The 13,828-nt window shown below is 50.0% G+C and carries 13 protein-coding genes; 12 read left to right on the top strand and 1 reads right to left on the bottom strand.

Translation table 11 applies throughout. The annotated features are described in order from the left end of the window. A partial coding sequence (locus AC0YN3_RS32320) for a response regulator transcription factor (protein WP_475778931.1) occupies window positions 1-248 on the top strand: 248 nt, incomplete at its 5' end. A gap of 703 nt (window positions 249-951) precedes the next feature. Here the strand turns inward: AC0YN3_RS32320 and AC0YN3_RS32315 are convergent. Next, window positions 952-2,886 (bottom strand): ABC-F family ATP-binding cassette domain-containing protein, encoded by a 1,935-nt coding sequence (locus tag AC0YN3_RS32315; RefSeq protein ID WP_475778930.1) that lies wholly within the window; start codon window positions 2,884-2,886, stop codon window positions 952-954. 152 nt (window positions 2,887-3,038) lie between these two features. Between AC0YN3_RS32315 and AC0YN3_RS32310 the strand changes: the two genes are divergently transcribed. The 11 genes from AC0YN3_RS32310 (at window position 3,039) to AC0YN3_RS32260 (ending at window position 13,665) form a co-directional block, all read left to right on the top strand. Beyond that, entirely contained in the window at window positions 3,039-3,644 is a 606-nt protein-coding gene (locus tag AC0YN3_RS32310) for a 5-formyltetrahydrofolate cyclo-ligase (RefSeq protein WP_475778929.1), read from the top strand. 83 nt (window positions 3,645-3,727) lie between these two features. Then, the gene (gene moaC, locus AC0YN3_RS32305) at window positions 3,728-4,198 is read left to right on the top strand and encodes a cyclic pyranopterin monophosphate synthase MoaC (protein ID WP_475778928.1); all 471 of its coding nucleotides are present in this window, start codon (window positions 3,728-3,730) and stop codon (window positions 4,196-4,198) included. 35 nt (window positions 4,199-4,233) lie between these two features. Further along, window positions 4,234-4,728 carry a MogA/MoaB family molybdenum cofactor biosynthesis protein gene (locus AC0YN3_RS32300; RefSeq protein WP_183562377.1) on the top strand — a complete coding sequence of 165 codons (495 nt, stop codon included), beginning with the start codon at window positions 4,234-4,236 and terminating at the stop codon, window positions 4,726-4,728. Beyond that, complete coding sequence (locus AC0YN3_RS32295; protein ID WP_475778927.1) at window positions 4,725-5,780, top strand: molybdopterin-binding protein; 1,056 nt, start codon at window positions 4,725-4,727, stop codon at window positions 5,778-5,780. Before AC0YN3_RS32300 ends, AC0YN3_RS32295 begins: the two co-directional genes overlap by 4 nt. 52 nt (window positions 5,781-5,832) lie before the next feature. Further along, window positions 5,833-6,066 (top strand): twin-arginine translocase TatA/TatE family subunit, encoded by a 234-nt coding sequence (gene tatA, locus AC0YN3_RS32290; RefSeq protein ID WP_475778926.1) that lies wholly within the window; start codon window positions 5,833-5,835, stop codon window positions 6,064-6,066. 132 nt (window positions 6,067-6,198) lie between these two features. Then, on the top strand, window positions 6,199-6,951 hold the full coding sequence (gene tatC, locus AC0YN3_RS32285) for a twin-arginine translocase subunit TatC (protein WP_475778935.1): 753 nt from the start codon (window positions 6,199-6,201) through the stop codon (window positions 6,949-6,951). 230 nt (window positions 6,952-7,181) lie between these two features. Beyond that, a complete protein-coding gene (locus AC0YN3_RS32280) occupies window positions 7,182-8,351 on the top strand; it encodes a YhgE/Pip domain-containing protein (protein ID WP_475778925.1) in 1,170 nt (389 codons plus the stop codon). Between the two features lie 68 nt (window positions 8,352-8,419). Continuing rightward, a complete protein-coding gene (locus AC0YN3_RS32275) occupies window positions 8,420-9,010 on the top strand; it encodes a TetR/AcrR family transcriptional regulator (RefSeq protein WP_475778924.1) in 591 nt (196 codons plus the stop codon). Between the two features lie 433 nt (window positions 9,011-9,443). Continuing rightward, window positions 9,444-11,270 carry a heparinase II/III family protein gene (locus tag AC0YN3_RS32270; protein ID WP_475778923.1) on the top strand — a complete coding sequence of 609 codons (1,827 nt, stop codon included), beginning with the start codon at window positions 9,444-9,446 and terminating at the stop codon, window positions 11,268-11,270. Window positions 11,271-11,302: 32 nt separating this feature from the next. After that, window positions 11,303-12,433 carry a glycoside hydrolase family 88 protein gene (locus tag AC0YN3_RS32265; protein WP_475778922.1) on the top strand — a complete coding sequence of 377 codons (1,131 nt, stop codon included), beginning with the start codon at window positions 11,303-11,305 and terminating at the stop codon, window positions 12,431-12,433. A gap of 8 nt (window positions 12,434-12,441) precedes the next feature. Next, window positions 12,442-13,665 carry a DUF2264 domain-containing protein gene (locus tag AC0YN3_RS32260; RefSeq protein ID WP_475778921.1) on the top strand — a complete coding sequence of 408 codons (1,224 nt, stop codon included), beginning with the start codon at window positions 12,442-12,444 and terminating at the stop codon, window positions 13,663-13,665. Window positions 13,666-13,828 lie beyond the last annotated feature (163 nt).

The raw sequence follows: 13,828 nt of genomic DNA, 5'->3' as shown, positions 1-13,828 counted from the left end.
ATGAGGTGACGATTGGACGCACGGAAGTAACGATAGAGGATGTATCGATCAATGAGAAAGAACAAACGATTCTGCATGAGGTAGCTACGGGAATAAGCAACAAGGAGCTGGCTGCCATGCTTCATGTTAGCCAGCGGAATGTAGAGTATCAGCTGTCGCGTATTTTTGACAAGCTTAACGTACGCTCACGTTCCGAGGCGATTAAGGAAGCACAGCGGCTGGGACTTATTAGCTTAGAACAGTATTAGTTTGGAGTCGTTGGCGTTTTAGCAAGCTAAGTATTAAACCGGTTAATAATAAACGGCGGATTAGTGGTATTTACCCTAATCCGCCGTTTTCATGTTGGGCGTTCGTTCGTTTGGCAAAATCAATCATTAACGCTGTGAATTTTTTGGGGTAAGCAACGCATGTAAATATCCAGACGATTTGAGATCAAATTTTCGGTATAAATGGTAAGTGAAACAGCCCAATGAAAATCGCCGCATTGGCCATATGAATTGGAATGAGTGCGTGGAGCGGATAAGCCAACGATCCATTCGTTCATATCCAGTGGCATAAGATCGAAGCTCCAGTAAGCTGGGACATTAAAACGGCAAGAATTCCGTGGTTTTCTCCGGTAGCGTCATATGTCAGGGGAAGCGGTTTAGCCCCCCCACGCTTCAGCTAGTCCAAACGGAGGCGCTCCGCTCAGCTTCATCGGATGTCGAATGAGCCTCTTGGCTAAGCCAGTTAGCATTGTCGAACTGGCGTAAAACGACTTTGCATTCGGCGCCATGAATGAATAGAGCTATGTTTTGGACCAGAGAGAACATACCGCCATGCAAGGGAGAACATCATGAATGACAGCCTCGGATGGACGGAAGCAATGACCCCATCTAGCACTCTTATAGGTAGAGCTTCATTCGAGATGAGTACCATCGCTGTATGTCGGCCTTGGCATCTGAATGGGGTTTACATATACTGTTCCCAATCTTCGTATGCAGCAGCTAATGCGGATTTTCGAGCTTCGATAACGGCTTGGATCTCCTGTATGCGTACATAATCATTAAAAATAGAAGGATCGGCGAGCTGCTCTTCCAATTCAGTAATTTGCTGCTCTAAAGCAGCAATATCCTGCTCTAATTGCTCAAGCTTGCGCTGCCTTGACCTTTCTTCCCGTTTTGCTTGTTTGTCAGCTTCATACGAGTTAGCTGGGACATTGTCGGATACAGGGGCAGATTTCGAGCCTGCAGCCTGTTTTGACAAAGCTTCAAGCCGCGCTTCCTCGATTTCAATTTTTTTCTCTATCATTTCGTCATAATTTCCTAGGAAATGATCGGTTCCTGACGGTTTAAGTTCGACAATGCGTTCCGCCATTTTGTTAAGGAAGTAGCGGTCATGCGATATGAACAGCAGCGTGCCTTCATAATCCAGCAAAGCAGCCTCAAGCACCTCTTTGCTAAAAAGATCCAAATGGTTCGTTGGCTCATCGAGAATTAACAGATTTGCCTGGGCCAGCATCAGCTTCGCCAAAGAAACACGTGCTTTTTCTCCGCCGCTGAGCGAGGAGACGCGTTTCAGGACATCTTCGCCACTGAACAGAAAGTTGCCGAGTACCGTGCGAATACGAGCTTCTTCCATATGGGAATACTCGCCCCAAACCTCTTCGAGAACGGTGTTGCGCCCATTCAATCTAGTCTGCTCTTGGTCATAATAACCAACCTTCACATGCGTACCAAACTTCACGGTGCCTGTCGTTGGCGCATTTTGTCCGACAATGACCTTTAGCAGCGTCGATTTGCCGATACCGTTAGGGCCGATTAGGGCCACCGTTTCGCCTCTGGTAAGCTGGAAGGACACATTTCGAAAGATAGGCGTTTCTTTCTCGGGGAATGTGACGGAAACATCGTTTACTCCGAGTACGTCTTTCCCGGTAGGTCGTTCAATCTCGAACATGAAATGCGCTTTCTTCAAATCGCCCTGCGGCTTGTCCAAACGGTCCATTTTATCGAGCGCCTTGCGTCTGCTTTGCGCGCGCTTTGTTGTCGAAGCTCGAACGATGTTGCGTTGAACGAATTGCTCCATGCGGGAGATTTCGTCCTGCTGCTTCTCGAATTGCCGCATGTTGATTTCATATTCGGCAGCCTTAAGCTCCATATACCGACTGTAATTGCCTGTATAGCGCTTCGAAATATGACGCTCGATTTCGATAATCGTTTGAGCGAGCGCATCAAGAAAATAACGGTCATGGGATACGACAAGAATAGCGCCCGGATAACCGCGCAAATAAGACTCTAGCCAGGTTAATGTCTCAATGTCGAGATAGTTGGTAGGCTCGTCAAGCATGAGCAAATCCGGTGCTTGCAGCAAAATTCGCGCAAGGGCGAGCCTTGTCTTTTGCCCGCCGCTAAGCGTCGAAATGAGTGTATCTGCCGGAAAGCTTCCGAACCCCATTCCGTGCAGGACGCTGTTTATACGCGTATTGATTTCGAAGCCGCCTTGTTCGCGGAACTCATCCGAGCGTTTGGCATATCGGTCAAGCGTGCTGGCATAACGCTTCTCATCCTCATGGAGCGCAGGATCTGCAATTTTGATTTCAAGCTCGCGCAGTTCCTGCTCGGCCTCAAGCAAATGGGAAAATACGGCCCGCATCTCGGCTTCAATGGTACGATTGGATTGTAAGCCGCTGTTTTGGGCCAAATAACCGATTTTGGTTTCTTTCGCTTTGTGAACGGCTCCTGAATCAGCAGACATTTCACCTGCAATGATTTTTAGCAAAGTTGATTTCCCAGCGCCATTGACGCCTACGAGTCCAATGCGTTCCCGCTCTTGTACCTGCATCGAAATATTGGATAATACGACATTCACGCCGTAGCTTTTTGTGATATTGGAAACCTGCAGCAGCATTTTGAAACCTCCAACAAAAAATTGTAAAGAACGAATGCTTTTACTACTCCATAGTGTACCATAAACGAGCTCTGGCATTGGCGAAAGTTGCATAACAGTGGTAAACTAACTTTAATGAAAGAAAAAGCTGGGAACTAGAATAGGTGAGTGTTTTGAGCGAAACAAATCTGCCGGGAAATAAGGCATATATGCGGAATCAAATGACGTTTAAACGAAACGGCTTATCTTCGGAGCAAAGGAACCTGTGGTCGGAAGCTGCTTGCGCGAATGCGCAGGAGCTGGTTGAAAGCAGGGGTGCTGCTGCGTTTATGATTTATGTTGCTTTTCGAAGCGAGCTTGATCTTTCTGCACTGATGGAGTGGGGCTGGCGAACGGGACGAGCTGTCATCGCACCCAAATGCGAAGCCTCGGATCGTTCGATGACCTTGTACGAATTGCGCAGCAGAGATGAACTGAAGGCTGGAGCATACGGGATCATGGAGCCTGACCCTCATAAAGCAGCAAAGGTCCAGGTTGCAATGCCGGAAATTGTATTCGTGCCCGGATTAGCGTTCGACCGGCATGGCGGACGGCTTGGGTATGGCGGAGGCTATTATGATCGATTCGCTGAAGCAATCCGAAGCGCCAGGCAGGAGCATGTGGAAACGCTTTGGCTAGGCATGGCGTTTGAGGAGCAGCTAACAGACGAAGTACCGCTCGAGCCGCATGATTTGAGAATGAATGGCATTATAACGGAGCAGAGCGTTTATATGCTTTAATCAAATAAAGAAAAGCGACGATATCGAAGGTAATTGCTTAGTAGGAAGCATATCTTTCGTTGACGCTAGAAGGAGCAACTAAAGTGGGTCTAACACATTTTAACGAGCAGGGTCGCGCACGGATGGTAGACATCACGGATAAGGAAGTCACTTCACGTACGGCAGTTGCTCAAACGAAGGTAACGATGAATCCGGAAACGTTAGCGCAAATCAAGGCTGGCAAAATCGGAAAAGGCGATGTACTGGCAGTTGCGCAGGTAGCTGCGGTCATGGCGGCAAAAAAAACATCCGATTGGATTCCGATGTGTCATCCTCTTCCGCTCACAGGCATCAATGTGGTATTCAGCGATAACGGAACGGACGAGCTTTATATAGAAGGTACAGTGAAGACGACCGGAAAAACAGGCGTTGAAATGGAAGCTCTGACAGCCGTATCAGCCGCAGCGTTGACCGTATACGACATGTGCAAGGCGCTCCAAAAGGATATGGTAATCGGTCCCACACAGCTCGTTTCAAAAACGGGCGGAAAAAGCGGGGATTATCAAATCTCGTAAAACCCATGAGCAAATAAGGAATGGGAGGAATGTAAATGCGGTGGAAAGTAGCAATATTAACGGCAAGCGATAAGGGCTCACGGGGGGAACGCGAGGATACGAGCGCGCAGGTTATCCGCGAATTAGTCGAGGAGGAGCTTGGCGGAGAGATTATCGACTATCGGATCGTTCCGGATGAGCAGGATGAGATTATGGCGGCCATTATTGAAATGACGGAATATTTCCATGCGGATCTCGTATTGACGACAGGCGGGACAGGCCTTGCCATGCGTGACGTAACGCCGGAAGCAACGCTGAAGGTGATCGATCGTGCCGTTCCCGGACTAGCCGAGGCGATGAGGATGGGAGCTCTTCAGAAAACGAGAAGGGCGATGCTCTCCCGTGGCGTATGCGGAATCAGGGGCAGTTCGCTTATCATTAACTTGCCGGGAAGCCCGAAGGGCGTGCACGAGAGCTTGATGGCGATAATGGATCAATTGCCGCATGCACTCAATATTTTATCGGGCCAAATAGGGGAGCATAGCGTATGAGCCGGGAACATGCGAAGGCAGAGGGCGAGATCGAGCAGCATGGTTCGACTCTTCTAAAAGAGGTGTCGGTTTATGATGCAATCGGCTTGCGCTTGGCTCATGATTTAACGCGGATTATACCCGGCGAGTTCAAAGGACGCTTGTTCAAAAGAGGACATGTCGTAACCGAAGCTGATATACCTAAGCTGCTCGATATCGGGAAAGAGCATATTTACATTATGGAGCTTGGGGCAGGAGAGCTGCATGAGGATGACGCCGCCATACGGATGGCCGAGGCGTTGTACGGAGACCATCTATTATTATCCGAGCCTCACGAGGGCAAAGTAAGCATCAAATCAGAGCTGCTGGGCCTAGCTGAGATTGATAAGGAGCTTGTTGACCTAATCAATGATTTGGGTGAAATTGCGCTGGCTACGATCAAGTCCAAAACCGTAGTCAAGCCCGGAAAGCCGCTTGCTGCTACGAGGGCTATACCTCTCGTCGTACCCAAGACGAAAGTCGAGACCGTGGAGAGGCTCGCTGCCGAATACCGTCAAGCCAATGGCGGTGCGGCCCCGCTTCGGGTACGACCCTTCCGGAAGTTCCGTGTCGGTTTGCTGACAACCGGCGGGGAAGTATTTAATGGCAGAATTACCGATAAGTTCGGGCCAGCGGTCAAGAACAAGCTTGAAGAGCTGGGATCAGAGGTAGCGGAGCAAAGGTTTTCTCCTGATGATCGACAAACAATTGTCAAGGAAATACACTATTTGCTCGAGCAAGGGTATGATATGATACTAGTGACGGGCGGAATGTCGGTCGATCCCGATGATCGAACGCCTGGCGCGATTAAAGCCGCAGGCGCACATATCGTAAGCTACGGAACGCCAATGCTTCCAGGCTCCATGCTGCTTATGGGATACATAAACAGCGTACCGATATTAGGATTGCCAGGCTGTGTAATGCATGATCCATATACGTCCTTTGACGTGCTCCTGCCGCGCATTCTTGCAGGCGATGTTATTGTACGAGAAGATATAGTAAGTATGGGTTACGGCGGTTTGAACAACTGTTAGTTTAGGCTTACGAAGCATGTTTCGTTCGTAAAGCTTCAAGGAGGTTAACAAGATGTCAGGAATAGGTGCTACGGGTATTATACTGCTCGTGCTGGTTGCTTTGCTTCTGTTTGGACCGAACAAGCTGCCTGAGCTTGGACGCGCTTTCGGACGTACGCTGCGCGAATTCAAATCCGGTGCAAGAGAAATGATGGATGACGATGACCGCAAGGACAAGGAAGCGAGCCGTGTCGATGTGAGTCGCTCGGACAATAGTGAGAAAGACAATAAGCGGCTGCCGGATTAATCGGGCCCGCTTTTTTATTGAATAAAGGGCGCCCAAAGCTTAGGCAAAGGAGGGAAATGCAAGGTGGGGTCGGAAGAAAAAAACAAATCGGAGCCTGTTTCTCGTAAAGCACTCATTCGAGAGGAAGGGCTGATGCCGCTGCTCGAGCATCTTGGGGAGCTCCGCAAACGCATCGTTTATGTGCTTATCATCCTAACGATTGGTTTGGTTGTCGGGCTCGTTCTCGCACAGCCAGCCTACAACTTTCTTATGAGCCAGAAGCCGGCCAATACGATTTCTTTACATACGTTTTCGCTGTGGGACGGAATTGGCATGTATATGAAGTTTGCTTTCGTCATTGCGCTGATCATTGCGCTGCCTATGATTGCCTTTCAGCTCTGGGCATTCGTAAAGCCAGCCCTGCGCAAGCATGAGCAGCGGTCTACGCTGAAATACGTTCCCTTTGCACTGGTGATGTTTCTCATTGGATTGGCGTTTTCCTATTATGTCGTGTTTCCGCTCGCCTTTAATTTCACGAGGACGGTCTCGCAGCATCTCAATCTGGAAGAAACCTATGGCATCGCGCAATATTTCACGTTCATGTTTAACTTGCTTATACCGATATCGCTTTTATTCGAGCTTCCGCTCGTCATTATGTTTTTAACCGCCATTCGGCTCGTAAACCCGAAGCGGCTTCGTAAAATGAGACGACTCGCCTATTTCGTGATGGTGTTAATTGGCGTCATGATTACGCCGCCGGATTTCATATCGGATATTTTAGTCGCGATTCCGTTAATCATTTTGTATGAAGTCAGCGTGTTTTTGTCAGGTACGGTACACAAAAAGCAATTGGCCAGAGACGCGAAGTGGGAAGCGGAGTACGGCGAATCGTTGAATAATGCGTAAGCGGGAGAAGGGGAAATTCCTCTTCTCCTTTTTTATTATATAAGAAATTAATGTTTTCACATATAAATGTGCTTATCTATCTCCGCGAAACGACTGCTTTTGCCATAGAGGACGGCGAGAGCCGTTTACGCTTGTTGACAAAAACTCGAGTAGCCGTTATGATTTAAACAGTTGTTTAAAACAAGTGTTTAAAACGATTGTTTAAATAGAGAAAACAGGAGTGGATCAGGATGAAAAACGCGTTACAAGCTTTTATGAAGCGCCCAACCACATGGGTGGGTATGATTACAGCCATTATGTTTCAGGTTATTTTTTCCGTCATTTGGATGACAGGTTATAATGGGGTTACAGACCGCATTGACCAGCTTCATATTGCGATCGTGAACGAGGACCAACAAATGGGTACGCAGGTGGCAAGCAACCTTGTACAACGATTACCTTTCAACATGAATGAAATTGCGAGCATAGACGAAGCAAAGCAAATGCTCGATGAGCGTGAGCTTCAAATGGTCGTATGGATCCCAGCCGATTTCTCACAGAAAGCGACCGCGGCAGATGGTACGGCCTCGATTCAATACATCATCAATGAGTCTAATCCGGCTCTTATCAAAAGCATTATGAGCGGCGCAGCCGCGCAAATTACAACGGAAGTCAACAAGCAGGCGATAGCCGGCGGCATCCAGACGGTGCTTGGCAATATGCAGCTTCCTGCCGAACAGGCAGGCGCAGCGGCTCAAGGGCTGTCAGAGCGCGTAACTTCGGATATTCAATCAACGAACGTGATTAAAGGAATGAACAACCAGATGGTTCCGATGATGCTGGTGCTCGCTTCTTATGTCGGAGCGATGATTATGGGCATGAATTTCGAGCAGTCTGCAATGGCATTAGGGGGAAGCGTAAGCAAGTGGAACCGTTACGCTGCGAGAAGCATTATAAATGTTGGCGCAGCCGTTATTATTTCACTCGTAGGCTCTTCATTGCTCGCAGCATTCGGTGCCCAAATGGACCAAGGCTTCCTGCATATTTGGATGTTCCAGCTTCTGTTCGTGCTAACCTTTATATTCGTTTCGCAAATGTTTATTTACTTGTTTGGCTTAAGCGGAATGCTCTTCAATATCATCTTATTGTCGGCGCAGCTCGTTACTTCGGGAGCAATCGTTCCGCGTGAATTGTTATCGGACTTTTACATCAAGCTAGGCGACATTCTGCCAGCCACCTATGCTGTAGAAGGTACCATGAACATTTTGTTCGGAGGACCTGCGGCTACGGGTGACGCCCTTGCGCTAAGCATGGTTGCAGTTGCAGCCATCGCAATCAGTACGCTTGCTGTCGCCGTTAAACGTAAAGCTGTTCTCCAGCATCAGCCAAAGGCAGCAATCGCGAGTCACAAACAATCTTAAGAGCTCGCTGTTGCAGAACGTTAAAGATTCGTTCACAATAAAAGATATTGGTTTTATGGAGGACCGTTATGACTACAGGAGACGCGGATATCAAGATCAGAATTTTGTTAGCATCCAAAAAGCTGTTTGCAGAGCAAGGCTTCGAAAAAACGACCGTTCGGCAAATATGCGAAGAGGCGGGTGCTAACGTCGCGCTTGTCTCGTATCATTTCGGCGGGAAAGAAAACATGTTTGGCGCATTATTCGAGTATTTTTTCCCGAATGACGATATTGCGGGGATTGATCCTACTTTAAGCCCCGTTGAAGGGATAAAACTTCTAATCGCCGAGGTAACAAAATTTCGCTACAGCGATCGTCAGCTTATCAATATTATTCAACAGGAAATCATAATGAATACGGATCGCATCCAAAAAATCCGCAAGCATGTCATGCCGATGTGGCAGTTGCTCCGTAAATGGCTCAAGGAGGGCGAGGAGCAGCAATTGTTCCGATTCCGCTCCTTGGACACGACCTTGCTGTCCGTAGTCGGAACGCTTCTTTTTCATCGCCATACGGAATACTGGTCTTTTCTCGTTGATGAGAAGAATCCGCCTATGGCTGAGGTTATCGAGGATTTGACGGCCTTTATTCTCGGCGGCATCCATTATAAAGAAGAATAGAAGAGCATAACGAATACCGTACCGCGAGCAAACGCGGTGCGGTATTTTTGCAAGTAAAGGAGTGCGTATCTTTAGCCTATACATTCTTTATATTTCTAGGAATGAAACGCGCTGCGCCGCCAAAGGACGGCGATAACCGTTTCACCTTGTTCTTACCAATAAAAGAAACGACGAGGTCGGAAATGAATAAGTGAATTTACAGTAAGCGATTAAGGTAATATGGCTAATTTTTCTTTGCTGATATTGGCATGTCGCGCATGGACGGGTTAAAATTAATGAGGTACATATAAAGAATGAATCTAGGTTTACGAACCATGCTCGCAGGAACAACAGGCTTCAGGATAAGCAGATTTAGAAATAGCGGCTGGTTAATCGGAACAAAGAATACGGATGTCAGCCATCAAGGTAAATAGTCAGGAGTGAGAACGTACGGATGAAACGCGATCGAATTGCCAAGATACTGGAGCAAGGCAGGAAGCGGGGAACCGTCCTGCTTCTAGGGGACAATGATTCACATTGGCCGTGGGAAGCAGAAGCTCAAGGTGGGCTGATTGAAGAGATTCGGGTGGATGCCGACAAACGCTTGCTGGCGCCCGATCCTGAGTTGACGTTCGCTCTATTTCGTGTCTTTGCCGATACAGGTGAAAGACTAGCCTACGAGAACGTATATTTCGACAGGCGCAAGCGATTGAATGCATTTGTTATTATGGCGCTGCAAGAGCCGAGCAATATGCTGTACGAGGCCGCAGCGCTGGACACGATCTGGTCCATCTGCAACGAATTCACCTGGTGCTTGCCCGCACATTTCAATGAACGGGCGGAAAAGCCGGATATTGATCTGTTTGCGGCGGAGACGGGGTTTGCCTTAAGCGAGGTGCTGCTTCTGCTTGGCGAACGATTGCCGCGGTTGCTGCGCGAAAGGGTGGAGACGGAGATTGAGAACCGTCTATTTCGCCCATTCTTGGAGCTTGGACCGTATGGGTGGGAGACGGCCGAGCATAATTGGTCTGCGGTCTGTGCCGGCTCTATTGGCGCAGCTGCGCTCCACCTCATAAGCGATACGGGCAGGTTGTCCGAGCTGCTGGAGCGGGTGCTTCGCTCGCTCGACTGCTATTTAAGCGGCTTCGGCGAGGATGGGGCTTGCGCAGAGGGTTATTCCTATTGGCAATACGGGTTTGGTTACTTTGTATATTTTGCCCAGCTGCTTAAAGAGGCGACGGAAGGCCGAATTGATTTGTTTGACTCCAGAAAGTTGAAGGAGATTGCCCTTTTCCAGCAGAAAAGCTTCACAAGCGGCAATTCCGTCGTCAATTTTTCGGATGCGCCTAATGAAAGCGGTATTTTTATGGGACTTAGCTGCAGCTTGCACAAGGAATATCCTGAGGTTATTGTGCCGGACCCGAGCTTGCGGGCAGCCTATTCTTCCGATCACTGCGGCCGCTGGGCACCTGCTATCCGCAACCTGATTTGGGCGAGGGAAGAGTGGCTCGTATCGAGTAGCGGCAAGACGCTTTGGCCAGCCGAATCGTATTATTTGCCCGATGTGGCATGGTTGTTGTCCAGGCATGTAAGCACGAATGGAGGGAGCTACAGCTTCGCCGCTAAGGGAGGCCATAATGCGGAGCCTCACAACCATAATGACGTGGGCCACTTTCTTCTTCATGCGGACGGACAAGCTTATTTGGCGGATTTGGGCAGCGGCAAGTACACGGCAGACTATTTCGGCAAGGGGCGTTATGCCATTTGGTGCAATGGCTCTCAAGGACATTCGGTACCGATTGTCAATGGCTCGCATCAACAGGCTGGTCAGCAATTCCAGGCTAAGGTTGTGGAAGCGGCTTCAGCAGAGGGAGAAGACCTATTAGAGCTTGAGATTAGCGGAGCTTATGGATTATCGCAGTTGGAGCGTTTAGGGCGCCGTTTCCATTGGCAAAAAGAAGAGCTGCCTTGTTTGTCGCTTACCGACCGTTTTTCATTCTTACCCGTTGAGGGAGACAATGGCCTCCCCAGCTTCCCTATAACAGAACGTTTTATTTCGTACCTTGCCCCAGAGCTAACGAATGCTGGCGAGCTTTTATTTATCGGAAAACGCAGGCTCCGCATGATTTATGATCATCAGCTTTGGAGTCCTGTCGTAACGGCAAGAAGCGACATTGATCACTATGGCAGCGAGCGGCATTGGCATACGATTGATTTTGAAGCAGTCGCTTCGCCTAAGGTTCCTTTTATAGCTGCTTTTACTTTTCAATTTGACTCATAACATTCGATAAGAGGCGAGGAGTGCGAACGAATATGGAAACGAGCTGTTGGACAACGGAAGCCTGGGGAAAGGTACATGAAAAAGTGACGAGAACAAGCACGCGGATTGGAGCGAGGTTTCCCCATGCGAGCGTAGAGGGAGCTTACGTGCTTGAGGCTCCGCATTGGTGGACAGCCGGATTTTGGCCGGGATTGCTTTGGCTGCTGTACCGCGATTCCGACTCGAACGCAGAACGCTATAGGGAGATCGCGGAGGCTTGCGAGCAGCAGCTCGATGATGTGCTGCTTGGATTCGACAAGCTTGATCACGACATCGGCTTCATGTGGTCGCTAACGAGCGTAGCGCGCTACAAGCTGCTTGGCGAGGAGCAGTCCCGCAAGCGCGCGCTGCTTGCGGCGAGCGTGCTTAGCGGTCGTTTTAACGTAAAAGGAAATTATATTCGCGCATGGAATCCGTGGGGCGAGGGTGACCGCAACGAGGGCTGGGCCATTATTGATTGCATGATGAATTTGCCGCTGCTCTACTTCGCGAGCGAGACGACGAACGACCCGCGATTCAAGCATTTGGCGATGGAGCATGCGGATACGGTGCTGGAGCATTTCATTCGTACGGATGGCTCCGTCAATCATATCGTCGTCTTCCATCCGCTGACGGGTGAATTCGAGAGCGTGAACGGTGGGCAAGGCTTCGCACCGAATTCGGCTTGGTCGCGCGGTGCGGCGTGGGCGATCTACGGAATGGCGTTAAGCTATCGCTATACTGGGGAGCTTAAATATCTGGAGGCCGCGAAGCGGGTTGCGCATTTTTTCCTAGCCCATTTGCCGGAGGATGCGGTACCGCATTGGGATTTCCGTTTGCCGACGGGAGTCGAGCGCTTCCGGGATAGTTCGGCTGGCGCATGCGCGGCTTGCGGCTTGCTCGAAATCGCGCTCGCGGTGCCAAGCGAGGAGGCTGGGCTATATCAATCTGCGGGAGAGCGCATCCTGCGGTCGCTGTACGAGAATTACGGGGCATGGGACAATGAAGCGGAAGAGGGCTTGATTCTGCATGGAACGAGCCATTATCCCGAGCGGAGAAATATCGATGTGCCGCTAATTTATGGCGACTATTTCTTTGTTGAGGGATTAGCGAGACTACGAGGAAACTCGGCAACATTCTGGTAGGAGGCATCATGGATATGACAAACGGCTTGCCTGTTTATAGCAAACTTACTGACCGTCAGTATTGGCTGGAGCAGATGCTTCGCATAAGCAATCCGGTTCTGGAGGCGCTGGCGGAGCGTCGATTAAAAGAGAAGATGCCGATCGAATTCGCAGACGTCTCAGGGGAAACGGAAGCGGAACGGACGCTCGCTGCAGCTGAACTTAAGGCGGACCGCGCCAAATATACGCATTTGGAGGCGCTTGGCAGGCTGCTATCCGGAATAGCTCCGTGGCTTGAGAACGGCAAGCTCCTTGGGGCGGAAGAAGAGGCGCGCAGCCGGTATGCCGCGCTTGCGCGCAAGGCCATTGATGCAGCTACCGACCAGGATTCGCCGGATTATATGAATTTCAGCGAAGGTTACCAGCCTATCGTCGATGCAGCCTTTTTGGCACAAGCTGTTCTGCGCGCGCCAATCGAGCTGGGAGAGAAGCTGGAGCCGCGGGTAAAGGCGAATCTCGCAGCTGCGCTTAAGCAAACGCGAACACGGAAGCCGGTTTTCTCTAACTGGCTGCTCTTTGCGGCATCGACCGAGGCGGCCCTGCTCAAGCTGGGTGAGGCCGACTGGGACCCGATGCGGATCGATTATGCGCTGAAGCAGCATGAACAGTGGTATTTGGGTGACGGCGCATATGGCGATGGACCTGATTTCCACTGGGATTACTACAATAGCTTTGTCATTCAGCCCATGCTGCTCGACGTGCTTGACGCAGCAGGCGGGCAGCATGAGGAATGGGGAGCGATGCGCGAGGCAGTGGCTGACAGAGCGCGGCGTTATGCGGAGGTGCTGGAGCGGCTGATCGGGCCGGATGGCGCTTATCCGCCGATTGGGCGCTCGCTCGCTTACCGCTTCGGAGCATTTCAAAGCTTAGCCCAAAGCGCGCTGCTTGACGATTTGCCAGGGAGCGTCAGCTCAGCGCAGGTGAGAAGCGCCTTGTCGGCAGCGATCAGGCGCACGCTCGAGATGCCGGGTAACTTTACGCCGGACGGCTGGCTGACGATCGGCTTCTGCGGTCATCAGCGGGATATCGGCGAGCGTTATATCTCGACAGGCAGCCTATATTTGTGCGCAGAGGTATTTCTGCCTTTGGGATTGCCGCCGGAGCATGCGTTCTGGAGCGGAGCAGAGGAGGCTTGGACCTCAAAGAAGGCTTGGTCTGGCCTAGCATTTCCAATAGACACGGCATTGAAATAGCGCATAACGGGGCTATCCGAAATGGATAAACCAGTGTCGGCAATCCATTAGTCTCCGTAAGGTGCTTTAAGATCCTAAATGGCACTATAAAACGCCGTATAAAGCCGTTTAAATCCATGAAATGCCATAAGACGTTATAAAACGCAAAAAAAGAACTTTGGAC

Source organism: Paenibacillus sp. J22R232 (genome assembly GCF_056269165.1).
The sequence above is the reverse complement of the archived record's forward strand: the minus strand, read 5'-3'. Positions and strand labels throughout refer to the sequence as shown.

Coding starts and splice junctions, on each gene's coding strand:
- AC0YN3_RS32270 (WP_475778923.1), top strand. CDS start 9,444: ATGAAACGCGATCGAATTGCCAAGATACTGGAGCAAGGCAGGAAGCGG.
- tatC (WP_475778935.1), top strand. CDS start 6,199: ATGCCGCTGCTCGAGCATCTTGGGGAGCTCCGCAAACGCATCGTTTAT.
- AC0YN3_RS32260 (WP_475778921.1), top strand. CDS start 12,442: ATGGATATGACAAACGGCTTGCCTGTTTATAGCAAACTTACTGACCGT.
- AC0YN3_RS32315 (WP_475778930.1), bottom strand. CDS start 2,886: ATGCTGCTGCAGGTTTCCAATATCACAAAAAGCTACGGCGTGAATGTC.
- AC0YN3_RS32265 (WP_475778922.1), top strand. CDS start 11,303: ATGGAAACGAGCTGTTGGACAACGGAAGCCTGGGGAAAGGTACATGAA.
- AC0YN3_RS32295 (WP_475778927.1), top strand. CDS start 4,725: ATGAGCCGGGAACATGCGAAGGCAGAGGGCGAGATCGAGCAGCATGGT.
- AC0YN3_RS32275 (WP_475778924.1), top strand. CDS start 8,420: ATGACTACAGGAGACGCGGATATCAAGATCAGAATTTTGTTAGCATCC.
- AC0YN3_RS32280 (WP_475778925.1), top strand. CDS start 7,182: ATGAAAAACGCGTTACAAGCTTTTATGAAGCGCCCAACCACATGGGTG.
- tatA (WP_475778926.1), top strand. CDS start 5,833: ATGTCAGGAATAGGTGCTACGGGTATTATACTGCTCGTGCTGGTTGCT.
- AC0YN3_RS32300 (WP_183562377.1), top strand. CDS start 4,234: ATGCGGTGGAAAGTAGCAATATTAACGGCAAGCGATAAGGGCTCACGG.